The organism is Neisseria sp. P0004.S004, assembly GCF_051963335.1.
Taxonomy (GTDB): Bacteria; Pseudomonadota; Gammaproteobacteria; order Burkholderiales; family Neisseriaceae; genus Neisseria.
The window spans coordinates 188799-214103 of sequence record NZ_JBQCUK010000004.1; the positions used below are offsets into that span (position 1 = coordinate 188799).

20 protein-coding genes, 1 tRNA gene and 1 pseudogene are annotated in these 25305 nt (G+C 50.1%); 9 read left to right on the forward strand and 13 right to left on the reverse strand.

From position 1 onward, the window contains the following. Nucleotides 1–3: 3 nt before the first annotated feature. From ACTHRY_RS05085 to argB, 5 genes are all read right to left on the reverse strand, one after another. Entirely contained in the window at nucleotides 4–711 is a 708-nt protein-coding gene (locus ACTHRY_RS05085) for an SIMPL domain-containing protein (RefSeq protein WP_049323445.1), read from the reverse strand. Nucleotides 712–821: 110 nt separating this feature from the next. Then, complete coding sequence (locus ACTHRY_RS05090; protein ID WP_049323443.1) at nucleotides 822–1313, reverse strand: DUF1841 family protein; 492 nt, start codon at nucleotides 1311–1313, stop codon at nucleotides 822–824. Between the two features lie 101 nt (nucleotides 1314–1414). Further along, a complete protein-coding gene (gene ftsB, locus ACTHRY_RS05095; protein ID WP_003679613.1) occupies nucleotides 1415–1690 on the reverse strand; it encodes a cell division protein FtsB in 276 nt (91 codons plus the stop codon). A 23-nt stretch (nucleotides 1691–1713) separates the two neighbouring features. Further along, nucleotides 1714–3000 (reverse strand): phosphopyruvate hydratase, encoded by a 1287-nt coding sequence (eno, locus tag ACTHRY_RS05100; RefSeq protein WP_003746198.1) that lies wholly within the window; start codon nucleotides 2998–3000, stop codon nucleotides 1714–1716. A gap of 261 nt (nucleotides 3001–3261) precedes the next feature. Beyond that, entirely contained in the window at nucleotides 3262–4149 is an 888-nt protein-coding gene (argB, locus tag ACTHRY_RS05105) for an acetylglutamate kinase (RefSeq protein WP_049323441.1), read from the reverse strand. Nucleotides 4150–4323: 174 nt separating this feature from the next. On the opposite strand from argB, the gene ACTHRY_RS05110 reads away from it, so the two are divergent. Further along, on the forward strand, nucleotides 4324–5454 hold the full coding sequence (locus ACTHRY_RS05110; protein WP_003746205.1) for a M14 family metallopeptidase: 1131 nt from the start codon (nucleotides 4324–4326) through the stop codon (nucleotides 5452–5454). A gap of 74 nt (nucleotides 5455–5528) precedes the next feature. Further along, nucleotides 5529–6389 carry a prolipoprotein diacylglyceryl transferase gene (gene lgt / locus ACTHRY_RS05115; protein ID WP_003746206.1) on the forward strand — a complete coding sequence of 287 codons (861 nt, stop codon included), beginning with the start codon at nucleotides 5529–5531 and terminating at the stop codon, nucleotides 6387–6389. Between the two features lie 76 nt (nucleotides 6390–6465). On the opposite strand, the gene trkA is transcribed toward lgt, so the two are convergent. The 5 genes and pseudogenes from trkA to ACTHRY_RS05140 form a co-directional block, all read right to left on the reverse strand. Further along, the gene (trkA, locus tag ACTHRY_RS05120; RefSeq protein ID WP_049323440.1) at nucleotides 6466–7878 is read right to left on the reverse strand and encodes a Trk system potassium transporter TrkA; all 1413 of its coding nucleotides are present in this window, start codon (nucleotides 7876–7878) and stop codon (nucleotides 6466–6468) included. 94 nt (nucleotides 7879–7972) lie between these two features. Continuing rightward, a pseudogene (locus tag ACTHRY_RS05125) lies at nucleotides 7973–9405 on the reverse strand (DASS family sodium-coupled anion symporter). Between the two features lie 213 nt (nucleotides 9406–9618). Beyond that, the gene (locus ACTHRY_RS05130; protein ID WP_003746212.1) at nucleotides 9619–10872 is read right to left on the reverse strand and encodes a complex I 51 kDa subunit family protein; all 1254 of its coding nucleotides are present in this window, start codon (nucleotides 10870–10872) and stop codon (nucleotides 9619–9621) included. Beyond that, entirely contained in the window at nucleotides 10869–12497 is a 1629-nt protein-coding gene (locus ACTHRY_RS05135; protein WP_070838242.1) for an FAD-binding protein, read from the reverse strand. The genes ACTHRY_RS05130 and ACTHRY_RS05135 overlap by 4 nt, the downstream gene beginning before the upstream one ends. Beyond that, nucleotides 12497–13135 carry a 2Fe-2S iron-sulfur cluster-binding protein gene (locus ACTHRY_RS05140; protein ID WP_440374083.1) on the reverse strand — a complete coding sequence of 213 codons (639 nt, stop codon included), beginning with the start codon at nucleotides 13133–13135 and terminating at the stop codon, nucleotides 12497–12499. The genes ACTHRY_RS05135 and ACTHRY_RS05140 overlap by 1 nt, the downstream gene beginning before the upstream one ends. An 852-nt stretch (nucleotides 13136–13987) precedes the next feature. On the opposite strand from ACTHRY_RS05140, the gene ACTHRY_RS05145 reads away from it, so the two are divergent. Both ACTHRY_RS05145 and ACTHRY_RS05150 read left to right on the forward strand, forming a co-directional pair. Continuing rightward, entirely contained in the window at nucleotides 13988–15511 is a 1524-nt protein-coding gene (locus tag ACTHRY_RS05145) for a fumarate hydratase (protein ID WP_049323434.1), read from the forward strand. A gap of 152 nt (nucleotides 15512–15663) precedes the next feature. After that, nucleotides 15664–15740, forward strand: a tRNA-Pro gene (locus ACTHRY_RS05150). Nucleotides 15741–15893: 153 nt separating this feature from the next. Here the strand turns inward: ACTHRY_RS05150 and ACTHRY_RS05155 are convergent. Together ACTHRY_RS05155 and yciA are read right to left on the reverse strand one after the other, a co-directional pair. Further along, complete coding sequence (locus tag ACTHRY_RS05155) at nucleotides 15894–16685, reverse strand: formate/nitrite transporter family protein (RefSeq protein WP_440374084.1); 792 nt, start codon at nucleotides 16683–16685, stop codon at nucleotides 15894–15896. A gap of 240 nt (nucleotides 16686–16925) precedes the next feature. Next, nucleotides 16926–17366 carry an acyl-CoA thioester hydrolase YciA gene (gene yciA, locus ACTHRY_RS05160; RefSeq protein ID WP_036491440.1) on the reverse strand — a complete coding sequence of 147 codons (441 nt, stop codon included), beginning with the start codon at nucleotides 17364–17366 and terminating at the stop codon, nucleotides 16926–16928. 123 nt (nucleotides 17367–17489) lie between these two features. Between yciA and pip the strand changes: the two genes are divergently transcribed. From pip to fghA, 4 genes are all read left to right on the forward strand, one after another. Continuing rightward, complete coding sequence (gene pip / locus ACTHRY_RS05165) at nucleotides 17490–18419, forward strand: prolyl aminopeptidase (RefSeq protein ID WP_049323425.1); 930 nt, start codon at nucleotides 17490–17492, stop codon at nucleotides 18417–18419. 122 nt (nucleotides 18420–18541) lie between these two features. Further along, nucleotides 18542–18733 (forward strand): hypothetical protein, encoded by a 192-nt coding sequence (locus ACTHRY_RS05170; RefSeq protein ID WP_049323424.1) that lies wholly within the window; start codon nucleotides 18542–18544, stop codon nucleotides 18731–18733. Nucleotides 18734–18833: 100 nt separating this feature from the next. Then, on the forward strand, nucleotides 18834–19970 hold the full coding sequence (locus ACTHRY_RS05175; protein WP_440374085.1) for an S-(hydroxymethyl)glutathione dehydrogenase/class III alcohol dehydrogenase: 1137 nt from the start codon (nucleotides 18834–18836) through the stop codon (nucleotides 19968–19970). A gap of 8 nt (nucleotides 19971–19978) precedes the next feature. Then, nucleotides 19979–20806: an S-formylglutathione hydrolase gene (gene fghA / locus ACTHRY_RS05180; protein WP_049323422.1), complete on the forward strand. Its 828-nt coding sequence runs from the start codon at nucleotides 19979–19981 to the stop codon at nucleotides 20804–20806. A gap of 151 nt (nucleotides 20807–20957) precedes the next feature. Here fghA and rtcR read toward each other — a convergent pair whose 3' ends face one another. After that, nucleotides 20958–22586, reverse strand: coding sequence for an RNA repair transcriptional activator RtcR (gene rtcR, locus ACTHRY_RS05185; protein WP_049323420.1), 1629 nt, complete (start codon nucleotides 22584–22586; stop codon nucleotides 20958–20960). Between the two features lie 1101 nt (nucleotides 22587–23687). Here rtcR and ACTHRY_RS05190 point away from each other — a divergent pair. Next, entirely contained in the window at nucleotides 23688–25262 is a 1575-nt protein-coding gene (locus ACTHRY_RS05190) for a vWA domain-containing protein (protein WP_440374086.1), read from the forward strand. Nucleotides 25263–25305: the final 43 nt, after the last annotated feature.

The window sequence follows — 25305 nt, forward strand, 5'->3', positions numbered from 1 at the left end:
ATCCTACATTTGCACCGAGCCGTTGACGGTCAGGCTGATTTCTTCCGAACCCGGAGAAGCCGGTACGCCATCTTCTATTCCTGCAGCCACTTCTGCGGCGGGGATTGCACGCAGCATTTTGGCGTGTGCAAAGTCGCCGCCGACTTGGCGGTTGCCGATGTGGCCCAGGTTGAGTTTGACGATTTTGTAGCTGGAGAAGCCGAGCGTTTGGGCGAGGTTTTGGGCGCGGTCTTTGAAGCGCAGGATGACGGCTTTGCTCAGTTGGTCGACGGTTTCTTCGCGTTTTTCTTTGGATACGGAAAATGAGGCGTTTTCCAAAACGGCGATATTGATGCTGTCGGCAATCAGGCGGTTGAGTGCTTCAAAGTCTTTGCTTTCTACTTTGAAGTAGGCGTGTTCTTCCCAGCCGGTTTGGGTACGTTTGCCGTTGGTGTATTGATAGCGTGGGGAGGCGTTGCGTTCCATCAGCTCGGCTTTAAATTTGCTGTTTTGGGAGATTTTGTTGAACTGGTTGAATTTCTTCATGAAAGCTTGGTTGACGGCTTGACGGTCTTTGCCTTCTGCATTGACGCTGAAATACGCGGTCATGGTATCTCGCGGTACTTCCATATTCGCGGATTCGGAAAATTCAACGATGTTGTAGTTGAGGCTTTCTGCTGCTACGGGCAGGGAGGCGGCTAGCAGTAGGGCAATAAGGGATGGACGGAGCATTTTGGTTTCCTTATAAGGGGATTTCAAAAAAGTAATTTAGCATGAAAGATGAAAACGTTGGCTTTGGCAAGCGTAAGGACTTGTATGGGATGAGGCCGTCTGAAAAGAAGTTACTTTGTATCCATCAGGCTGACCTCGTGGGGATTGAGGCGGGCGTTTTCTTCTTGGCCTAAGCCGACCAATTTCCGCAAGCGGGTCATGTAGGCATTGACGTCAAGGCCCCGTCCGTAGCGTTGCGCTTCCCAGATGGTTTCTGCCAAGGCTTCCATCATATCGTGTTCAGCTTTGACCCAGTCGCCGTTGTAACGGGCGCAAAGTTGTTGGTGGATGGCACGGATGCCCGGCGGTTGATCGATGGCGCTTTGCTCTTGCAGGGAAAGGTGTAGCGACATATGTAGGAATGGATTGCTTTCGCCGTCTTCGGGCAGCCATTCTTTATCTAAATATTGCTCGATGTCTTCGAGATAGTGTCCGTATTCGGGATGGGCTTCGATAATGCGCAAAGCTTTTTGTTGCAGGCCGTCCAATTGGAGCGGTGCGAGCCTGTGTTGCCAGACGTGGGCAAAAAATTGGCGGACATCGTGGGTGTTTACGTCATACATGATGGGTGTAATTTGATTTTGGGATATGTGATTATATAGCGATTGCGATAAAAAAGGCCGTCTGAAAAGTGTGTTTTCAGACGGCCTTTGTTTGATAGGGTTTAGCGGCGGTCGATGATTCGGTAATACACTTCGCCGTCTTGGACATAACCCAATTCGACGCGGGCAATTTCGGCGATGGCCTCTTGTCCGTGTGCCAAGTCTTCAACTTCCGCATTGAGGAAATTGTTGCGTAAAGTGAGCGTTTGGTTTTTTTCCTCCTGACGGACGAGCTGCTCCTGCAATTCTTCCGTATGCCCGACGCTGCCTTTGCCAAACCAAAGGCTGTACTGACAGCACAACAGTGCGAAGGTTAAAACAAAAGTCACCCACTTCATACAATCAATATCCTATATTTTGCTTATTTGCCCAGTTGGTAGAATGCGGCTTTGCCGGGGTAGTAGGCGGCTTCGGCCAATTCTTCTTCAATGCGCAGCAATTGGTTGTATTTCGCCATGCGGTCGGAGCGGGACAGGGAGCCGGTTTTGATTTGCATACAGTTGGTGGCAACTGCCAAGTCGGCAATGGTGCTGTCTTCGGTTTCGCCGGAACGGTGGCTCATTACGCTGGCGTAGCGGTTGCGTTTGGCCAAGTCGACGGCTTGCAGGGTTTCGCTCAATGTACCGATTTGGTTGACTTTAACCAGCAATGCGTTTGCCACGCCTTTTTCGATGCCTTCGGCCAAGATTTTTGGATTGGTTACGAACAAGTCGTCGCCGACCAATTGAACTTTTTTGCCCAATTTTTCGGTCAGCAGTTTCCAGCCTTCCCAGTCGTTTTCGTCCATGCCGTCTTCGATGGAAATGATTGGGAATTCGTTAACCAGGCCTTCCAGGTATTCGGCAAATTCTGCGCTGGTGTAGGAGCGGCCTTCTGCTTCCAGGTGGTATTGGCCGTCTTTGTAGAACTCGCTGGATGCGCAGTCCAGGGCAAACAATACGTCTTCGCCTGCTTTGTAGCCGGCGGCTTCGGTGGCTTCCACCATCAATTGCAGGGCTTCTTTGTGGCTGTTCAGGTTGGGTGCGAAACCGCCTTCGTCGCCAACGGTAGTTGGGAAGCCTTTGCTATCGCACAGTTTTTTCAGTGCGTGGAAAATTTCGGCACCGCAACGCAGGGCTTCGCGGAAAGATTTTGCGCCGACAGGCATGATCATGAATTCTTGGATGTTCAGGCTGTTGTTGGCGTGTTCGCCGCCGTTGATTACGTTCATCATCGGAACCGGCAGAGCCATTGGGCCTGCGCCGCCCAAGTAACGGTACAGCGGCAGGCCTGCATCTTCAGCGGCCGCACGTGCTACGGCCATAGAAACGGCCAAAGTGGCATTGGCACCCAAGTTGCCTTTGTTTTCAGTACCGTCCAATTCGATCATGATTTGGTCGATATAAGATTGCTCGCTGGCATCGATGCCGATGAGGGCTTGCGCGATTTGGTTGTTAACGTGGTCAACGGCTTTCAATACGCCTTTGCCCAAGTAACGGGATTTGTCGCCGTCACGCAGTTCCAAAGCTTCTTTTTGACCGGTTGATGCGCCGCTTGGTACGGCTGCACGGCCCATGACGCCGGATTCCAACAATACGTCACACTCTACAGTAGGGTTGCCGCGAGAGTCTAAGATTTCGCGTGCAAAAATATCAACGATTGCGCTCATGAATATCTCCAAATAGGATGGTAAAAGAAAAGTAGCTTTGTTACGCTTCAGACGGCCTTGAGGATGATTGCCGAAGTCTGATAAATGCGGACATTATACCGTCTTTGCCGGGCATGGCATCGACGTCGGTATGAAACCGACTGTAAGTTTGTTTCACGTCAACATCGGTCAAACAAACATAAGCTGTATAGTGTAACATTTTTTACCCTTTTTAGGGTGAAAAGCTGATTAAATCAGGCATAATGCCGTCTGAAAACCAGATTAGCCTTCGCCTAAAATCATCGAACCTACGCCGTCATCGGTCAGCACTTCCAAGAGCAGGGCGTTGGGAACGCGGCCGTCTATGATGTGTGTGGCTTTGACGCCGCTTTTGGCGGCTTCGACGGCGGAGGCAATTTTAGGCAGCATGCCGCCGTACAGCGTGCCGTCTTCAATCAGTTCGTCAATGCGGCTTGGCGTCAGGGTGGTCAATAATTTGCCTTCTTTATCCAGTACGCCGGGGATGTTGGTCATCATCAGCAGTTTTTCGGCTTGAAGTTTTTCCGCCAGTTTGCCGGCAACCAAGTCGGCATTGATGTTGAACGCTTCGCCGTTTTGCCCTACGCCGATGGGTGCGATGACCGGAATGCAGCCGCGCTCGACCAAGCCTTCCACCAAACGGGTATCGATGTCGGCCACGGTGCCGACTTGGCCGATGTCCACGCCTTTTTGCTCGGGCGTGTCGATCAGGAGTTTTTCCGCTTTGATGAAGTGGTTGTCCCGGCCGGTAATGCCGACGGCGCGACCACCGAAGGAGGTAATCATGGAAACGATTTCTTTATTGACGTGTCCGCCCAAAACCATTTCTACGATGTCCATGGTTTCGCTGTCGGTGACGCGCATGCCTTGAACAAATTCTCCTTTTTTGCCGACTTTTTCCAGCATTTCATTGATTTGCGGGCCGCCGCCGTGAACGATGACGGGATGCAGGCCGATCAGTTTGAGCAGGACGACATCGCGTGCGAAGCCCTCTTTTAAGGCCGACTCGGTCATGGCGTTGCCGCCGTATTTGATGACGATGATAGAGCCGGAAAAACGGCGGATATAAGGTAAAGATTCGGCAAGGACGCGTGCTTTGATCGCAGAGGAGACAGATTGTTGCTGAGTCATGGTTTCAACCTTGTTTCATGATTTCGGCCTTTATCTTAATCCCAAAGGCCGTCTGAAACAATATTTCCAAGCGCTTGAAATCCTGTTAAATCAGTTAAATGGTTGAAACCAGCCTCATGCAAACGGTAAAATGACGGTTTGCTTCGGCCTCTTCGCCGATTACTAAGGATACCCATGATGAAAATCAGCACCCAATTCGATGCCGGTTCGGTCGTTGTCAAAGACTTGAGCAACCCTGCCGATATCCGCCTCGCCCTGCGTCCCGACAATGCTTCGGAGTTTGCCCAATGGTTTTACTTCCGTTTGCAGGGTGCGGCCTATCAAAACTGCGTGATGCATTTTGAAAATGCGGCGGACGCTGCGTATCCTTTGGGCTGGGAGGACTATCAGGCTTGCGCTTCTTACGACCGTCAAAATTGGTTCCGCGTGCCGACCAGCTACGAAAACGGCGTGTTGACCATCAACCATACGCCTTTGTCCAACAGCGTTTACTACGCTTATTTCGAGCCTTATTCCAACGAGCAGCATTTGAACCTTTTGGGCGATGCGCAGGGCAGCGGTTTGTGCCGTATCGACGACTTGGGCAGCACTGTTCAAGGCCGCGACATCAATCTTTTGACCATCGGCAACCAAGTCGAAAGCGACATGAAAGTCTGGATTATCGCCCGTCAACATCCGGGCGAAACCATGGCGGAATGGTTTGTCGAAGGTTTGCTGGGCCGTTTGCTTGATCCGCAAGATCCGACCGCGCGTATGCTGCTTGACCGTGCGACTTTCTACATTGTGCCGAATATGAATCCGGACGGTTCGGTTTTGGGTAATCTGCGCACCAATGCCGCCGGCGCCAACCTCAACCGCGAATGGGAAAACCCGACTTTGGAGCGAAGCCCCGAAGTCTTTACCGTCCGTGAAAAAATGATGGAAACCGGCGTGGATTTGTTCTTGGATATTCACGGCGATGAAGGTCTGCCGTTTGTCTTTGTGGCCGGTACCGAAGGCGTGCCGAACTACAACGAGCGCATCGAAGCCTTGGAAGACCAATTCAAACTCGCGTTGCTCAATGCCAGCCCAGATTTCCAAGACGATTACGGCTATGACAAAGATGCGCCGGGTCAGGCAAATATGACTTTGGCGACCAACTGGGTCGGCAATCATTTCAACTGCCTTGCCTATACTTTGGAAATGCCGTTTAAAGACAATGCCAACCTGCCGGACGATGATTTCGGCTGGAACGGCCAACGCTCGCTGCGCTTGGGCGAGGCCATGTTGTCTGCTATTTTGAATGTGGTTGGCGATTTGCGTTAAACCGTCTGACACTGCATACAGGCCGTCTGAAAGTTCAGGCTTTCAGACGGCCTTTGAGATAAGGAACACACATTATGATGATACATCCCCAGTTTGATCCGGTGCTGATCAGCATCGGCCCGCTTGCCATCCGCTGGTATGCCTTGAGCTATATTGTCGGCTTTATCCTGTTTACGATTTTGGGCCGCCGCCGTATCGCGCAGGGCAATTCTGTGTTTACCAAAGAAACACTCGACGATTTCCTGACTTGGGGTATCTTGGGCGTCATCTTGGGCGGCCGTATCGGCTACGTTTTGTTTTATAAATTTTCCGACTATTTGGCCAACCCGTTGGATATTTTCAAAGTGTGGGAAGGCGGCATGTCGTTTCACGGCGGCTTCTTGGGCGTGGTCGTTGCCATGTGGCTGTTTGGTCGCAAGCACAACATCAGTATCTTGAAGCTGATGGATACCGTTGCGCCACTCGTACCGCTGGGCTTGGCTTCCGGCCGTATCGGCAACTTTATCAACGGCGAACTTTGGGGACGCGTGACCGAACTCAATGCTTTCTGGGCAATGGGTTTCCCGCAAGCGCGTTACGAAGATGCGGAAGCCGCGGCGCATAATCCTTTGTGGGCAGAATGGCTGCAACAATACGGCATGCTGCCGCGCCATCCATCTCAACTTTACCAGTTTGCCCTTGAAGGCATTTGCTTGTTTGTCATTGTTTGGATTTTCTCGAAAAAACCACGTCCGGCCGGACAAACGGCAGCATTGTTCTTGGGCGGTTACGGATTGTTCCGCTTCATCGCCGAATTTGCCCGTCAGCCTGACGACTATCTCGGCCTATTGACTTTGGGCTTATCCATGGGTCAATGGTTGAGCGTGCCGATGATTGTATTGGGCGTGATTGGTTTCGTTTGGTTTGGCCGTAAAAACAGTGTTGCCAAAGCGTAAATGAAACAAGAATAAAGGCCGTCTGAAAAGGTTTTCAGACGGCCTTTTTATGGCTTCAAGCAAACGGATTTTGAGCTTAACCGAAAAAGCCCATTTTGACTTGAATGAGTTTTTCCAACTCCGGCAGGACGCGGCGGCGTGAGACGAAGAAGATAATGTGGTCGCCGTCTTGGAGGATGGTTTCGGTGTGGTGTCCCATGATGACTTCGCCGGTTGCGCCGCGGACGATGGCGGCGATGTAGCAGTCGCTCGGCCATTTGATGCCGCTGATGCGGCGGCCGACGATGGCGGAAGTGTTTTTGTCGCCATGTACCACCACTTCGATGGCTTCGGCCGTGCCGCGGCGCAGAGGGTGGACGGCAACGATGTCGCCTCGGCGGATGTGGGCGAGGATGGAGCCGATGGTAATCAGATGGGGGGAAACAACAATATCGATTTTGTTGCCTTCGAGCAAATCGACGTAACTTGAGCGGTTGACGATGGTGATTACGCGTTTGGCACCAAGGTTTTTCGCCAACAGGCTGGACATGATGTTGTTTTCGTCGTCGTTGGTCAGCGCGCAGAAGACGTCGATTTCGTCGATGTATTCTTCGTCCAGCAGGGTTTCATCAGTAGCGGAACCTTGCAGGACGAGGGTGTTGTCCAGATTTTCGGCCAGCCATTCGGCACGGTGGGGTTTGTATTCGATGATTTTGATGTCGTATTTGGATTCGAGCTGCTTGGCGAGGCGGTAGCCGATGTTGCCGCCGCCGGCGATCATGATGCGGCGGGTACGCGCTTCTTTCGGACGCAATTCGCGCATGATGGCTTCAACGCTGTTGATGTCGGCGGCAAACAGGACTTCATCGCCTTCGATGATGACGGTTTGCGGGGTGGGGACGATCAGGCGGTTGTTGCGGTAGATGGCGCAGATTTGGCAGTCCACGCCTTCGAGCAGGTGTTGGTTAATGTCGGCAATTTCACGGCCGATCAGTAAACCGCCTTTGCGGGCTTGAACAATCACCATGCGCACTTTATCGTTGGCAAAACTGAGTACCTGCAATGAGCTGGTGTAGTTGAGCAGGCCGACGAGTTGTTCGGTAACCAGTTGTTCGGGGCTGATGGTTTCGGTAATGCCGAAGATGTTGAGGCTGCCTTCTTCGGGGTTGTCGCTGCCGGCAACCGGATATTCGAGGTATTCACTTGAGCGCACGCGTGCGATGCGGCTGGGGATGTTGAATAGGTCGGCGGCGATTTTGGAGGCGACAATGTTGGTTTCGTCGCTGCGTGTCAGGGCAAGCAGGAGGTCGGAGTCCGCCGCGCCTGCCTGTTCGAGGGTAAAGGGCGATGCGCCGTTGCCGACGATGGTTTGGACATCGAGGCGGCTGCTGATGCGGTTGAGCGCTTTTTCGTCGATGTCGATAATAGTGACGTCGTTGCTGGGAACGGAGGCGAGGTTTTGGGCGACGGTCGAGCCGACTTGGCCGCTGCCGAGAATGAGTATTTTCACGGTAATTGATTGTGTTCGGTAAAAGTGAAATTGTAACAAAAGGCCGTCTGAAATTGGAGTTTCAGGCGGCCTGATTTTTCAATCGGCTAAAGGATTACCAATAGCCTAAGGCTTTCCACCACAAGATGCCGACAGTGCTGAAAATCAGGATTTCGACCACGCTCATGATGAAGCCGGCTTTCCACCATTCGGTCATGTTGACGTAGTTTGAGCCGTAAATGACAGGTGCGGAACCGGTGGCGTAGTGGGTCAGCGACATCATGATGCCGGTAGCGGCTGCCATAATCAGGGCAAACAGCATCGGTGGTGCGCCCAAGGCCAAGCCTGCGCCGTAGAATGCGCCGAACATGGCGGTAACGTGTGCCGTACCGCTGGCGAAAACGTAATGGGCGTAGAGGTAGGCCAGCATCAACAGGGCGCAACCGGCTTCCCAACCCAAACCCATGTGGGCGATACCGCTTTGCATGGAGTCGGACAACCAGCTGATGAGGCCCAGTTTGTTGAGGAAGTTTGCCATCATGACTAAGGCCGCGAACCAGACGATGGTGTCCCACGCGCTTTTTTCTTTCAGCGCGTCGTCCCAAGTCAGTACGCCGGTCAAAAGGCACAGGCTCAAGCCGAGGAAGGTGGTGGCGGTAGCGTCCACTTTCACGCCGAACAGCATTTCAGGAATACCCGCCCACAACAGCAGCAGAACTAAGAAAATACCCAGCATGATTTTTTCTTCACGCTTCATCGGCCCCATGGCAGCCAAATGCTCTTTTGCCAATGCAGTGGCGTTGGGGGTTTGTTTGATTTCAGGCGGATACAGGAAATACAGCACCAGCGGCATCAGCAGCATAGCAATCAGGCCGGGTACGACCATTGCCAAGAACCAAGTACCCCAAGAGAGTTGGATTTGCGCATTGGTGGCTTTGGCAACCAATTCGACCACCAGCGGATTAGGTGCGGTGGCGGTGATAAAAATCAGACAGGTAATTACATTGGAGTGGAAGTTGACCAGTGAAAGGTATTTACCGATTTTGCCTTCCGTCCCTTTTTCTGGGTCGGAGTCGAAGCTCAAAGCAATGGATTTCATAATCGGATGCACGATGGCACCGCCACGCGCAGTATTACTCGGCGTTACCGGACCGATGACCAAGTCGGCCAATGCCAAGCTGTAACCTACGCCCAGCGTGCGTTTGCCGAAGAGGGAGATAAGCAGGTAGCCGATACGCATACCCAAGCCGGTTTTCAACAGGCCGCGCGAGATGATGATGGCGATACCGATCATCCAGATAAGTGAGTTATTGAGGCTGCTCAAAGCGTCTTTGGTTGCATCGGCGGCTTTTTCGTTAGTTACGCCGGTCAGCGCGACCAAGGTAATACCCAAAATAGCCATGGCACCGATAGGCATGGCTTTGCCGATGATGCCGGCAATGATGCCGACGAACAGCGCCAAAAGGTGCCATGCGTCACGGGTATGACGAACCAGATAATCAGCGTCAGCGCGAGCGCAACCGCCGCAGGAATTGGCTTGAAGCCCATGTTGAATCTCCTAATTTGAGGATTGAAGTATTGGGAAATCGGTTTTCAGACGGCATGAGTGTTGTTTAAGCTTTTCTGAACGTGTGTTGGTAGGTTCGGAAGGTATTTTTCTTATTGGGTTTCTCTTCCATCTTGGAAAGAAGAGAAAGGGAGTTTGGTATTGGTTTTTCAGACGGCCTTTACAGTAACAGGCCGTCTGAAAACAATACCGATTTACTCCTGTTCTGCCGGCAGGCCGTACTCTTCGGGGAAGGTGCGCAGCGAACTTTGCAGAACCGTTACCGCGCCGTCAATCAAACCGCAACGGCCGCTTCGGGGCAGCAGTTGGCACAGGCTTTGCAAGGCGCGCAGGTCGTCGGGAGTACCGATGCCGGTGTCCACGCGGTTGAGCAGGCGGGAAAGTTGGAACGTGCCACCCTTGCACGGTGGGCATTGTCCGCATGAGTTGGCAGCAAAAAACTCCACATATTCAGATACTTTACGCACCACACTCGTGCCTTCGGAAATCACAATCATCGCACCCGTACCGAGGCTGGATTTGCGTTCGCGTACGGAAACGAAGTCCAATGGCACATCCAAATCTTTGGCTGTCAGAAGCGTGTTTGACGGACCGCCAGTGAAGACGGCTTTAAACGTGCGGCCTTCAAGCATACCGCCGCCGTGATCGAAAATCAGTGATTTCAGCGTTGTACCCATTGGCAGCTCGTACAGGCCCGGGTTCAATACGTCGCCGGAGAGCGAGTAGAGTTTCGTACCTGCGGCATCGCCCAAACCCAGCGATTTGTACCATTCCGCGCCTTTGGCAAGGATTTGCGGAATATTGGCGAAGGTTTCGGTGTTGTTGATTAGGGTCGGTTCACCGTTGACACCGCTTTCGGCAGGGAAAGGCGGTTTGCGGCGAGGGAAGGGGAAACCGCCTTCCAACCATGAAATGACAGCGGTTTCTTCGCCGCCGATATAACGGCCCGAAGTTTCAACCAGCTGCAAATCCAAAGGTTTGCCCAAGTAGTTTTCGATGCGGATAAACAAATCGCTGTTTTTCCATTGCTCGATGGCCGGTGTGATGGAAGCGATGGATTCGGTTTGATGCGGGTTGATGTACAAAATCGCTTTGTTGGCGCGGCAGGCAACAGCGGCAATCAGGACGCCTTCGATAACTTGGTGCGGTGTTTTTGCCAGCAAAACGCGGTCTTTGAATGTACCCGGTTCGTCTTCGTTGGCATTGCAGACGACGTATTTGTCGCCATTTTTGCTTTGGGCGGCAACGGCAGCCTCCCATTTGCGCCAGGTCGGGAAACCTGCGCCACCCATACCGCAAAGATTGGCTTCTTGCAGTTTGGAAACAATGCTTTGAGGATCGGCAAGCGCCGCCAACAGGCCTTCGCCGCCGCCAACTTTACGCCATGCGGCTAAATCTGCGCCGACTTGGCGGGAAGGGTGCAGTAAGTTTTGATTGGCTTGATTCATGATTGTTGCTCCTGCAAACCGGCATGTTCGCGCAAATCGAATTTGCCGTAGTCGGGATATAAAACGGGGGCTTTGATGTCGCTGGTCAGACCGGCGCGGGTCATTTCGCGTTGCAGGTCGTGGACGTGGCCGACACCGCCGCGTACTTTTTTCAGCGGCAGGCCGCAATTTGCCGCGGCTTTACCGGCACGGCGGCCGAAGCTGATGATGTCCAGAAGTGCGTTGCCCATCAGGCGGTTGCGGCCGTGGATACCGCCGGTTACTTCGCCGGCGCAATAGAGGCCTTCCACGCAAGTCGCGCCGTCGCCGTTGATTTCGATGCCGCCGTTTTGATAGTGAAGGGTCGGATGAATCATCATCGGCTCAACAGCAGGGTCGATGCCGCATTTGTGGGCGACGTGGCCGAGTGTTACCAAACGGTTCAATACATCGGGGTCGTTGGCAATCAGGCGCGGGGTGTCGAGGAACACGCCGACTTGACCGTCGCGCACCACGCCGCGGCCTTCGCGACATTCGCGCAGAATCGCGGCGGCAACGACGTCGCGCGGCTGCAATTCGTCAACGAAACGCTCGCCCAAGCCATTGACCAGCTTGGTACCTGCAGAGCGCACTGCTTCAGAAATCAGCGCGCCTGCCAAGTGAGGAGGGTGGGCAACGCCGGTCGGGTGGTATTGGAAAGAATCGACATCGCGCAGTTTGGCACCGATGCGGTAAGCCATTACCAGGCCGTCTGCAGTCGCGCCATAGTGGTTGGAAGTGGCAAAACCTTGCAAATGCAGGCGTCCGCTGCCGCCGGTTGCCAATACCACGGCTTTGGCGTGAACCAATACCAAAGAGCGTTTTTCCAAATCGTACAAAATCGCGCCGACGCAGCGGCCGTGTTCGTCTGATAATAATTCGATGGCGGGGTGGCGGTTGAGCTGAGTGATGTTTTCGTCGAGTTCGACCGCTTCGCGCAGTACGCGCATCATTTCGAGGCCGGTAAAGTCGCGGTAGCTCAAAATACGCGGCACGGTTGTACCGCCTGCACGTTTGCGACTCAGCATGCCGTTGCTGTCCGCGCCTTTGGCAAGATCGAAAGTCATGCCCAAGCCAATCAGCCAGCGGATGGCTGACGGCGCGTCGGTAACCATTTGCGCCACCAATTCTTTTTTGCCTGCGTTGTGGCCGCCTTTGATGGTGTCGTCAAAGTGTTGCTGCAGGCTGTCTTCCGCGCCGACTGCCGCCTGAATGCCGCCTTCGGCCATCACGGTATTGCTGTCGCCGATACGCAGCTTGTTTGCCATGATGACGCGTGCGCCGGCTTCAGTCGCAGACAATGCCGCCGCCGCACCTGCACCGCCGCCGCCGATCACCAAGACGTCGGTGTTCAGGTGTTCTGCACCAGACAAATCATAGTCGTCAATCAGAGGCTGACTGATTAAGAGTTTGGCCAGGTCAGGGTGGCAGTAATCGCCTTGGTTCGGGCCGATAGGCAGTTTCACACGCGCATCGGCTTGATAGTCGGGGTGAAACTGGCTCAGCAATTCGTTTTTTTCAGGTAAATCGCCACGCAGTTCCAATGAGGACGCACGCAGATTGGCAAGGGCGGTTTCGTAGTCTATGCCTTGGATTTTGTTAGCCATCACACTGACTCCTCTTCAAATTCGACTTTCATTTTGCCGCTGTCGATTTCGCGCAGGCGGCGCATCAAATCCACCGGACGCAATGTACGCGCCGCTTTCATGCGGCGGGCGAACAGGCCCAAGTGGTTCGGACGGATGTGTTCGGGGCAGGAAAGGGTGCAGAGGTTGCACATCACGCATTGGTCGAAGGTCAGCGCAGCCGCGCCGAAATCGCCGGAAACTACCTGCGCTACGCCGTTTTCCACTTGCAAACCTTTAGGACAGGCGCGATTACAGCCGCCGCAATGACGACAGTTTTGCGCTTCGGGGAAGGCTTTGGCGGTATCGTCCAACCAGTTCCAGCCGTCGCCAATCTCGCTCACGTTGTAATATTGGATATGCTCAGGAATAAAGTAGTCCAAGAAGCTGACCTGCATGCCTTCCTCGACTTTGGTCTCGCACGCCAACGCAGTCGTTACTTCGCGCTCGCCGTCTTTACGAATCATGCAGCGGCAGGAACCGCATACGCCTTGACCCATGCAGCCGACGTTGGCAGTAATTGCATTGCCCGAACGTGCATAGGCTTGGATGATTGACGAATCGGCGGAGGCTTTGACTTCGTGGCCGTCTATGGTCAGGGTTAACAAATTTTCACTCATGATTTGTTCCTGTGAAATTGGAAGTTGGAATAGTGGATAATTTGGTTAATTGTATTTTTATTACATTTATTGCGTATGAGGAAAATATCCAAGTGATTTACTCGGAAATTCTTTTAAAATCAATGTTTATCTATATAAGACGAAGTGTATTAGAATTTGTTGGATTTGATGATAGGGAGGGATTAGCCTTGCTTAAGGAAAAAATTGTAAACAAAATATGCCTATTATTTAGACAAATTAATTATTTATATTTGATTTTAAAGGTAAAAGAAAATTACCTTTTCAGTATATTTGCAAAAATAATCTAATATTTGCTAGTAGAAATCATTATTATATCTTAGAAGTTAATATATAACCTGTTGTATAGATTGGATAATATCTAATTTTGTAAACAAACGAAAAGGCTGTTATAAAATTTCAGAAAATTAAATAAGTTTGACATCCGTCAAGAAGGTTGAGGGAGGAAATGACATAAATTTTACAATTGTGTATCGTATTAAAAAATAAAATGGCCGTCTGAAATGGGGATGGTTCTCTTTTAAATACAGGTTACTAAATTGTTTACTTAGATGCGTAGGGCAAATATTTCAGACGGCCTGGCAATAAGGTTATCGTTTAAAAATAATGTAATTTTATTTCTATGCAAGTGAATGGCCAGTAGATATAGGTTATCAATAACCAAGTGATTTAATATGTTATTAAATTCTATTTAAATCAATAAGGTATGAAAATGATATTGTCTGGATTATTCATTTAAAAGCACTATTACACTATTGAAGGCCGTCTGAAAAATCGGTCTCTTAAAAAATAAACAAACCCTTCCTACCATGACTCCCGAAAAGGAACACAATCATGACCGTCATCAAGCAAGAAGACTTTATCCAAAGTATTTTCGATGCTTTCCAATTCATCAGCTACTACCATCCTAAAGACTACATTCAGGCTTTATACAAGGCTTACCAAAAAGAAGAGAACCCTGCCGCCAAAGATGCGATGGCGCAGATTTTGGTCAATAGCCGTATGTGTGCCGAAGGCCATCGTCCGATTTGTCAGGATACCGGTATTGCAACCGTATTTTTGAAAGTGGGCATGGATGTACAGTGGGATGCCGAGATGAGCGTACAGGAAATGGTCAACGAAGGCGTACGCCGTGCATATACCTATCCTGACAACAAACTGCGCGCCTCCGTATTGGCCGACCCGGCTGGTAAACGTCAAAATACCAAAGACAACACCCCTGCCGTTGTACATATGGAAATCGTGAAAGGCGACAAAGTCGAAGTTACTTGCGCAGCCAAAGGCGGCGGTTCTGAAAACAAAACCAAAGTGGCCATGCTCAACCCATCAGACAGTATCGTGGACTGGGTATTGAAAACCGTTCCTCAAATGGGTGCAGGCTGGTGTCCTCCGGGCATCTTGGGTATCGGCATCGGCGGTACGCCTGAAAAAGCAGTGTTGATGGCCAAAGAAAGCCTGATGAGCCATATCGATATTCAGGAACTCAAAGAAAAAGCCGATTCCGGTGCAGAATTGTCTACCACCGAAGCCCTGCGCTTGGAACTCTACAAAAAGGTAAATGCCTTGGGCATCGGCGCACAAGGCTTGGGCGGTTTGAGCACCGTGCTGGATGTCAAAATCCTTGACTACCCAACCCACGCGGCTTCCAAACCGATTGCCATGATTCCAAACTGCGCGGCAACCCGCCACATCGAATTTGAATTGGACGGCTCAGGCCCGGCCAAACTGGAAGCCCCGTCTTTGGAAGACTGGCCGGATTTGACTTACAGCCCTGACAACGGCAAACGTGTCGATGTCAACAATCTGACCAAAGAAGAAGTAGCCACATGGAAAACCGGCGACGTATTGTTGCTGAACGGTAAAATCCTGACCGGCCGCGATGCCGCGCACAAACGTCTGGTTGACATGCTCAATAAAGGCGAAGAGTTGCCGGTGGATTTCACCAACAAACTGATTTACTATGTCGGCCCGGTTGATCCAGTCCGCGACGAAGTTGTTGGCCCGGCAGGTCCGACCACCTCCACCCGTATGGATAAATTTACCCGCCAAATGCTTGAACAAACCGGCCTTTTGGGTATGATCGGTAAATCCGAACGCGGCGCAGCGACTTGCCAAGCCATTGCCGATAACAAAGCCGTTTACCTGATGGCTGTCGGCGGCGCGGCATATCTGGTAGCCAAAGCCATTAAAGCATCTAAAGTCTTGGCGTTCCCAGAATTGGGCATGGAAGCGATTTACGAATTTGAAGTCAAAGACATGCCGGTTACTGTTGCGGTGGACAGCAACGGCGAATCGGTTCACGCCATTGCGCCAAAACAATGGCAGGCAAAAATCGGTATTATTCCAGTTGAAGCTTGATATTTGACTGAATAATCAAAGGTCGTCTGAACGATTTCAGACGGCTTTTTTTGCTTACAATAATTCAAATATTTTCAAACGAGTAAATTTCCCTTTCTAAAAAACACTTGTCAAAATCAGCGTTTGAAACTAAAATTCACGGCTTATCGAGTCGGAGTGTGGCGCAGTCTGGTAGCGCACTTGCATGGGGTGCAAGGGGTCGAAGGTTCGAATCCTTTCACTCCGACCAAAGAATTGGAAAGAGCCGTTTTAAAAACGGCTCTTTTTTCGTTTGGATGATTTATCTGAATAATGTGTCCAAATAGATTTTAAAACTTAATACCAATGCCGTCTGAAACAAAACCTGCTTTCTCAAAGCAAGTTTTGTTGTTTATAAAGCAGGCTATTTGGTACTATCTTTCAGCGTGTCTTTATAAGTATAAAGATAAGATGCGCCGACAAAGGATGCGCCACCGACGACATTGCCTAGGAATACGGGAATCATGTTGAAGAAAAACTGCCCCCATGTGATGTTTGCGCCTGCCAAAATACCCGCTGGGATAACGAACATATTGGCGACAAGGTGTTGGAAGCCGTTTAATACGAAAATCATGACGGGGAACCAAATGGCCAGCATTCGTCCGGTTGTGTTTTTAGCGGCAAAATGCAGCCACGCGCCCATGCAGACCATCCAGTTACATGCTACTGCCGATACAAAAGCGCGGCCGAAATCCATATGGACTTTTGCTTCCGCTACGGCAATGGTTTTTTCTGCCACGCTGCCTTCAATCATGCCGACATAGTATCCAAGGAAAAAAGCCATTGCCAGCGTGCCCACCAAATTGCCTATGCAGACGATAACCCAGTTGCGCAGCAGCATTTTGGAGGAAATCCGTCCGGCCAATCTGCCTAAAGACATAATCATCATATTGCTGGTTACCAGCTCGCCGCCACCAAGTAGGATACAAATCAAGGCGATTGGGAATACGGCGGCACCGAGTAAAGTCGCAACGCCGCCCCATTCGTGCGGAATGCCGCTGACTACTTTTAAATAGGCAAGATAACCGAAGCCGATGTATCCGCCGGCCAAAATGCTCAAGATTGCCAGTGTGGGTATGCTGGATTGTGCTTTGGCGCAGCTTTTATCGAGAACAACCTGTAAAATTTCCTGTGGGTATAAATCGCGCGAAGCCATGATGTTCCTTAAAGTAGGTTGAGGAGGAAACGTTGTTTTAAAGGTGGTACAAACTGTCGCGGTAGAGTGGTGTTATAGGGAGCCGGTGTACGGTCTTTGTCTTATCAATCAGTCTGAATTAAACCTAAAAAACAGATACTTCGCCTTGTTTTAGCTCAAAAGAAATATTATTACATTTTGTCTCCATATTCAAAAAGGCCGTCTGAACATTGAAATTTCAGACGGCCTGGTTTTGATTTCTTAAACTGACAAATGAGCCAGCTTTGCATTGCCTTCGCGTGGAATAGGGCGCGGATTACCTTGTGCATCGATGGCGACGTAAGTGAATACAGCTTCAGTAACCAGTTGGCGGTCTTCCGTTACCATATCGTTCATCAAAGTCTTCACCCACACTTCGATTTTCAGTTGCAAAGAAGTATTGCCGACGCGTACGCAATGACCATAGCAGCATACGACGTTGCCGACCTTTACCGGTCTGATGAAATTCATTTCTTGAACGGCCACGGTGACAATGCGTCCCTGTGCGATTTCTGCCGCCAAAATACCGCCGCCCAAATCCATTTGCGACATAATCCAGCCGCCGAAGATGTCCTGATTAGGGTTGGTATCGCGCGGCATGGCTACCGTACGCAATAAAAGTTGTCCTTCGGGTGCAGCATGGGTTTGTTTGTTGTCAGCCATAAAAAATCCTGTCAAAAAGTGGTATTTTACGCCATTTGTGGCGTTAAACCTATGTAGGCCGTCTGAAAAATCAGAAGGCAAAGTGTTACAATCAACATATTCATCAGACAAAGGAGAAAGATTATGCATCCGATTCAAGAACCACGAAATAGCGGCCTTTTGCGCGTATCCGACATTCACGAAATCTACTGGGAGGAATCAGGCAATCCGGATGGCCACCCCGTGATTTTCCTGCATGGCGGCCCCGGAGCAGGGGCATCACCGGCCTGTCGTGGCTTTTTCAATCCAGAGCATTTCCGCATCGTTATTATCGACCAACGCGGTTGCGGACGTTCCAAACCCTATGCCTGTATCGAAGACAACACCACATGGGATTTGGTTGCAGATATTGAAAAAGTGCGCGAAATGCTCGGTATTCAAAAATGGCTGGTTTTCGGCGGCTCATGGGGCAGCACCTTGTCGCTGACTTATGCCGAAACCCATCCCGAGCGCGTCAGCGGCTTAGTTTTGCGCGGTATTTTCCTGTGCAGGCCGTCTGAAATGGCATGGCTAAACGAAGCAGGCGGCGTCAGCCAAATTTATCCGGCTCAATGGCAAAAATTCATTGCCCCCGTAGCCGAAAACAAACGCCAAGCCCTAATCAAAGCCTACCATGAAATGCTGTTCAGCGAAGATGAGGCCACGCGCCTCAAAGCGGCTAAATCATGGGCAGACTGGGAAAGCTACCTTATTCAGTTTGAACCTAAAGACGTAGATGAAGACCCGCAAGCTTCCCTTGCCATCGCAAGAATGGAAAACCATTACTTCGTGAACGAAGGCTGGCTGCAGGGCGATAAAGCTATCTTGGCAAACATCGACAAAATCCGCCATATCCTAACCATCATCGTCCAAGGCCGCTACGACCTATGTACCCCGATGCAAAGCGCGTGGGAACTCTCGCAAGCCTTCCCTGAGGCAGAATTGAGAATCGTCCAAGCAGGCCACTCTTCTTTTGATCCTTCGCTTTCCGAGGCTTTAGTGAAAGCAGTGGAGGATATTAGAAGTAAGTTATAAAGGTTAATAAATAACAATGCCGTCTGAAAAAGTTTCAGACGGCATTTTTTCTATTTATATATTAAATTTAATATCATATTATCATTGCATGATATCAGTTTGAATTTTTTTAGAATTTCAATATGAAACCCCTAATTTACTATGCTCATTTTGCCCAAGATGAACTCGGCAATCTCTTGCCTTACGAACATTGGCAAACCTTGCAAAACCATTCGGTCAATGTTGGCGAAATGGCGGCGCAGTTTGCTCGGGTATTTGGTGTACAGAAAATTGCCTGCCAGCCCTTCAGCCGATCATGCTACCGCCGGGGCTAAAATTGCAAAAATGCTTGCTTCAGGGTGGGTTCCAAAGTATAAACTGTGGTTATCTTTCTTAGGCTAGATAACTTTATTAATGAATTAAAAGGCAAAAATAATGGAAACGAAACAAACCAATTCAACCATCAAATCGCGTGCGGCGGTAGCATTCGCGCCAAATCAACCCTTACAAATTGTGGAAATCGATGTAGAAATGCCGCACAAAGGCGAGGTGTTAATCCGCAATACTCACACGGGCGTATGCCATACTGATGCGTTTACGTTATCAGGAAGCGATCCTGAAGGCGTATTCCCTGCGGTGCTTGGACACGAAGGTGCGGGTGTGGTCGTTGCAGTGGGCGAAGGTGTGGTAAGTGTAAAACCGGGTGATCACGTCATTCCTCTTTACACCGCTGAATGTGGAGAATGTGAGTTTTGCCGTTCAGGTAAAACCAACTTATGCGTTGCGGTACGTGAGACGCAAGGTAAAGGCTTAATGCCGGACGGCACAACGCGTTTTTCTTATCAAGGTCAGCCGATCTATCACTATATGGGCTGTTCGACTTTCAGTGAATACTCTGTTGTTGCGGAAGTTTCATTGGCGAAAATCAACCCCGAAGCCAACCACGAACAAGTATGTTTGCTCGGCTGCGGCGTTACCACAGGTATTGGCGCGGTACATAATACGGCAAAAGTGCAAGAAGGCGACTCTGTGGCGGTGTTTGGCTTGGGGGCGATTGGTTTGGCTGTGGTGCAAGGTGCGCGTCAAGCCAAAGCGGGTCGCATTATCGCCATTGATACCAATCCCGCAAAATTCGAGTTGGCAAAACACTTCGGTGCAACTGACTGTTTAAACCCGAACGATTACGATAAACCGATCAAAGATGTGTTGTTAGACATCAATAAATGGGGTATTGACCACACCTTTGAATGTATCGGCAATGTAAACGTAATGCGTCAGGCATTAGAAAGTGCACACCGTGGTTGGGGACAATCCATTATCATCGGCGTAGCAGGTATAGGACAAGAAATTTCAACTCGTCCGTTCCAGTTGGTAACAGGTCGTGTTTGGAAAGGCTCGGCATTTGGTGGCGTGAAAGGCCGCTCTGAACTTCCGAAAATGGTCGAAGATTCAATGAAAGGCGATATCGAGTTAGAACCATTTGTAACCCACACACTGACACTCGATCAAATCAATGAAGCCTTTGATTTAATGCACGAAGGTAAATCGATCCGCGCTGTTATTCATTACTAAGGCCCGAGATGAAACTGATTGAACAACATCAAATTTTCGGCGGTTCGCAACAAGTTTGGGCACATCATGCCCAAACGCTGCAATGCGAAATGAAATTTGCAGTCTATTTGCCAAATAATCCGGAAAATCGACCGCTTGGCGTGATTTATTGGCTTTCCGGGTTAACTTGTACGGAACAAAATTTCATTACTAAATCAGGCTTTCAGCGTTACGCGGCAGAACATCAAGTGATTGTGGTTGCCCCCGATACCAGCCCTCGCGGAGAGCAAGTGCCGAACGATGCGGCTTACGATTTAGGGCAAGGTGCAGGCTTTTATTTGAATGCGACCGAGCAACCTTGGGCGATGAATTATCAAATGTATGATTATATTTTGAATGAGTTGCCCCGTCTGATTGAGGAAAAATTTCCTACCAACGGCAAACGTTCCATTATGGGGCATTCAATGGGCGGACATGGCGCATTGGTATTGGCACTACGAAATCGAGAACGTTATCAAAGTGTCTCTGCCTTTTCACCGATTTTGTCGCCAAGCCTTGTGCCTTGGGGAGAAAAAGCCTTTTCTGCCTATTTAGGGGAAGATCGTGAAAAATGGCAGCAATATGATGCCAGCTCACTCATCCAACAAGGCTATAAAGTGCAGGGTATGCGCATTGATCAGGGCTTGGAAGATGAGTTTTTGCCAACACAATTGCGTACCGAAGATTTTATCGAAACCTGCCGTGCGGCAAACCAACCGGTCGATGTGCGCTTCCATAAAGGCTACGATCATAGCTATTACTTCATCGCCAGTTTTATTGGTGAGCATATTGCCTATCATGCGGCATTTTTGAAGTAAACCAAAGAAGTGATTTGTGAATCGATCAAACGTTGGTATGAACGTTAATTTTTCATGTTAACGAAAATAAAAGGCATCGGATTGATGCCTTTTATTTTTTATAAATGATGAAAAATGATGCGATTAAAATGAGCTATCTTACCCACTCTATTTAAATATCCCCCCATTCCAATCCAAATCGCTGTAAATATTTCCTCAATCGGTCGCTGTCATTGACTTTTGCCCTTTCTGTTCGGGAGACGTTGAACAATGCACGGCCGGCAGCAGCCATGTTGGGATGTTTGCGGCATTCGTCGATGACGTGTTGCAGTTGCAGTTTGTCGAACAAATCCAATGTGTCCCAATTGATTTTATCGGGGTAGTCTTGTGCTTTTTCAGACGGCCTGTTATGTAAGAGGCCGTCTGAAAAGGGTTCTTCCGACCATAACCATTTTAGGCGTTCGATTTCGGCTTGGACTTGTTCTACCTGTATCCTGCCTTGCGGCGCGAGTGTGGCCAGACGCATGATGCTGGCGGCGAGGTCGCGGAAGTTGCCGCGCCATGGGGCTTGGTTGGAGTGGGCGAAGTCGAGGTAGGCGGCCAGGGCTTCTTTGTTGAAGCGGGTAGTTCGGCCGAGTTCTTGCGAAGCTAGGGCGAGCTGGTGTTCGACATTGGGCTCGATGTCTTCGCGGCGGTTGGCGAGTGCGGGCAGCGGATAGTTCCAAATATTGATGCGGGCAAACAGGTCTTCGCGGAAGCGTCCGGCGCGGATTTCGTGGCGTAGGTCGCGGTTGGTGCCGGCGATGAGTTGGAAGTCGCTTTTGACTTCGCTGTCGCTACCGACGGGATAAAAATGTTTTTCTTCAATGGCTTTGAGCAACATGGCTTGTTCGTCCAAGCCCAATTCGCCAATTTCGTCTAAAAACAGCACGCCACCGTCGGCGGTTTTCAGGTAGCCTTCGCGCTTTTCCGCCGCGCCGGTAAAGGCGCCTTTTTTGTGGCCGAACAAGGCAGATGCTGCGCCGTCGCCGCGAAGGGTGGCGCAGTTTACATCGACAAATGTGCCTTTAATCAAATGGCGTGCTTTTTTCAATTCAAAAATCCTGCGTGCCAGCATAGATTTGCCTGCGCCTGTCGGGCCGGAAAGCAGAATGGGGGAAGGAGAGTTGAGTGCGACTTGTTCGATTTCGGCAATCATGCGGTTAAAGGCGGCGTTTTGGGTGGAAATGCCGCTTTTCAGGTAGCGCACTGCGTCGTCGCGTACGGCGGCAAGGCGTTCGGCCAGTACGTCGTAACGAGCCAAGTCTAAATCGATGATTTCATAACTGCCGACATTACCGTCCTCCATACTGCGTCTTTGATTTTTGGGAGGTGCGGTTTGTAACAGAACGCCGGGGATTTGACGCGATTCCACCAATAAAAACAGACAGATTTGCGCAACGTGCGTACCCGTGGTGATGTGGGTGAGATAGGTTTCTTCTTCTGTATCAAATGGATAGCTCGCCGCCCAATCATGCAATTTGGTATAAACTTCAGAAAAATCCCACGGGTTTGCCAGCTCCATAGGCACAAGATTGACGACTGTGTGCGGCGACACCTGCTGAATATCGGCTTTTACATGATCCGCCAACTCGCGGTATTTCTCCGCATAAAACAGTTCCATGCGGTCGAGATGAAAATCTTGACGCTGATTCATGGCGACATTCGGCCGCCATTTCTGCCAACGCCCTTGACCGAAACCACTGTCCAATACCGTACCGAGAAAGCTGACGGCGACTTGTTTTTTAGGATGGGTATTCATATTTCAGACGGCCTTTAAATTATTTTTTCCAAGACAAATTTGCCGTTTACTTAGCCGCAAGCGTTTGTCCAAATCATCGAATCGCATCATATATCCTTTTATATTTTATTTTCTATATAGCTATCTATAAATATATTTTTTACTATTCTGCGCTTCTTGCCGATAAAAGCTACTTTAAAATATATTTTATTTATATTCAATCAATTAAAAATTATTTTTATAAAAATTTTATTCTTGGCACACTGTTGGCTATGTTGTGAATGTAACGATACAGCAGATGCTTCGGGAAATACAGTTACCGGAGAAAAATTTTCCGTAAATTTGGTTGCTGTGTGGTTACAGGGCGAATGCCGACAAGACTACATTTGGATTAACAGGTTCGAGTCCTGTCTCGTCTGATAGACGTTGAACGTCTTGTTTATTTAGTCGCCCACCCTTTTCCAATATGGCAGGCAAATGCCTGGGGAAACTACAACATGGATACCCTTGTGTCGCAGGTTCGAGTCCTGCCTCTGTTATCCAAAATAGCAGAGTAGCTCAGTTGGTAGAGTAAAGGCATGTTTCCCTGAAAAACTTGTTGCGTGCCATATTACTTTTACGGCAGCAGGCGGATGCCCAGAAGAGAGTACATTAGCTTTCAGTTAAAACCGTTTCTCTTCATCTTTAGCCGCTATGCTGCCACCCATTCAAGGCCATCTGAAATATTCAGGCAGGCCGATATAAAAACCGTTTTCGGTGCAAACGGCAAATGCCGGAGGAATTACAGCCTGCTAAGCTCGAGGTCGCGGGTTCGAGTCCCGTCTCTGCCGCCAACTATGGCAGAGTAGCTCAGTGGATAGAGCGCGTAACAATTTCTCCATTCTTTGTTGCCCAATGTACCACCCCTTATGGGTGAATGTCATTAGGATTACATTCCTTGCTACAAACCCGAATGATCCTAATTAAACGGCAGCAGGCGGATGCCCGGAAGAGAGTACATTAGCTTTCAGTTAAAACCGTTTCTCTTCATCTTTAGCCGCCACGCTGCCACCCATTCAAGGCCGTCTGAAAAACAAAGCCAAAACAAGTTCAGACGGCCTCAAACCAACAATATGAAAGAAAATGAAAATGGCTAATACTACCTTGTTTCAATCTATTAAAAACCGTTTGATTAAAACCGATACCTATAATGAAGCCGGCGGCATCGCCTACACGCTGACACACAAACAACAGCTGGCCCAGCTTGCCGCTACCGGTTGTCTGAACAATACCTACTATGCCGATGCCCAAAGCCAGCTTGACCAAGTGTTGAAATTGGCAGAAAACCTGGATGCCGAGTTTATCGCCAAAACCGCCGTGTATGCCCGTCAAAAAGGTTTCATGAAAGACATGCCAGCGCTTTTGCTTGCCGTGTTGGCACAAAAAGACGTGAACATGCTCGCCCGCGTATTCGACCAAGTAGTGGACAACGGTAAAATGTTGCGCAACTTCGCACAAATTATCCGCAGCGGCGCAGTCGGCAGAAAATCTTTCGGCAACCGTCCGAAAAAACTGATGCAGACTTGGCTTTTGACCGCCACCGAAAAACAACTGCTTAACGCCGCCGTCGGCAATTCGCCGTCGCTGGCAGACGTGGTCAAAATGGTGCATCCCAAACCGCGTGAAGCATGGCGTGCCGCCTGGTTTGCATGGCTGATTGGCAAACCTTACGACCGCGAAGCATTGCCGCCCATTACCCGCGCTTTTGAAGACTACAAACAAAGCCGAGAAGGCGCATTGCCCAACGTTCCTTTCCAAATGCTCACTGCTTTAGACTTGAACAGCGGCGACTGGGCAGAGATTGCCCGCAACGGCTCATGGCAGCAGGTTCGTCAAAACCTGAACACTTTCCTGCGCCACGAAGTGTTTGCCAAAAGCAAAAACATCAAAATGGTGGCAGAAAAACTGCGTGACGAAACCGCCATTGCCCGTGCCCGCGTCCTGCCTTACCAATTGCTGACCGCGTATCAGGCAACATCTAATCAAATGCCGTTTGAAATCCGCGAAGCCCTGCAAGAAGCGATGGAAACCGCCGTACAAAACGTACCGGCCATCCAAGGCAAAGTCGTGGTTTGTCCGGACGTCTCCGGTTCTATGCACAGCTCGGTTACCGGCCATCGCGGCAGCGCGACCAGCAAAACCCGCTGCATCGACATTGCCGCACTCGTATCCGCCGCCATGTTGCGTACCAACCCGCAAGCCCGCGTGATTCCGTTTGAACAAATTACGGTAAACGTGAAGCTCAATCCACGCGACAGCATCATGACCAACGCCGAAAAACTCGCCAATATCGGCGGCGGCGGAACGGCATGCAGCGCACCGCTCGCCATGCTGAACCGTGAAAAAGCCGATGTGGATTTGGTCGTCATCGTATCAGACAACGAAAGTTGGGCAGATGACAGCCAAGGATGGGGTGCCACAACCAGCCTGATGAAAGAGTGGGACATTCTGAAACGGCGTTGTCCCGAAGCCAAACTTGTTTGTCTGGATATCCAGCCCTACACCAAGGCTCAAGTACGAAACCGTCAGGATATTTTGAACATCGGCGGCTTCTCCGACCAAGTATTCTCCCTGATCGGTTCCTTTGCCGAACGAGGTATGGGTACAGATTTCTGGGTAGAAGAGATTGAGAAAACGCCGTTGGCAGTTGTGAACTGAAGCTAAGGCCGTCTGAAAAAAGGGTAGAAATATTTTTCAGACG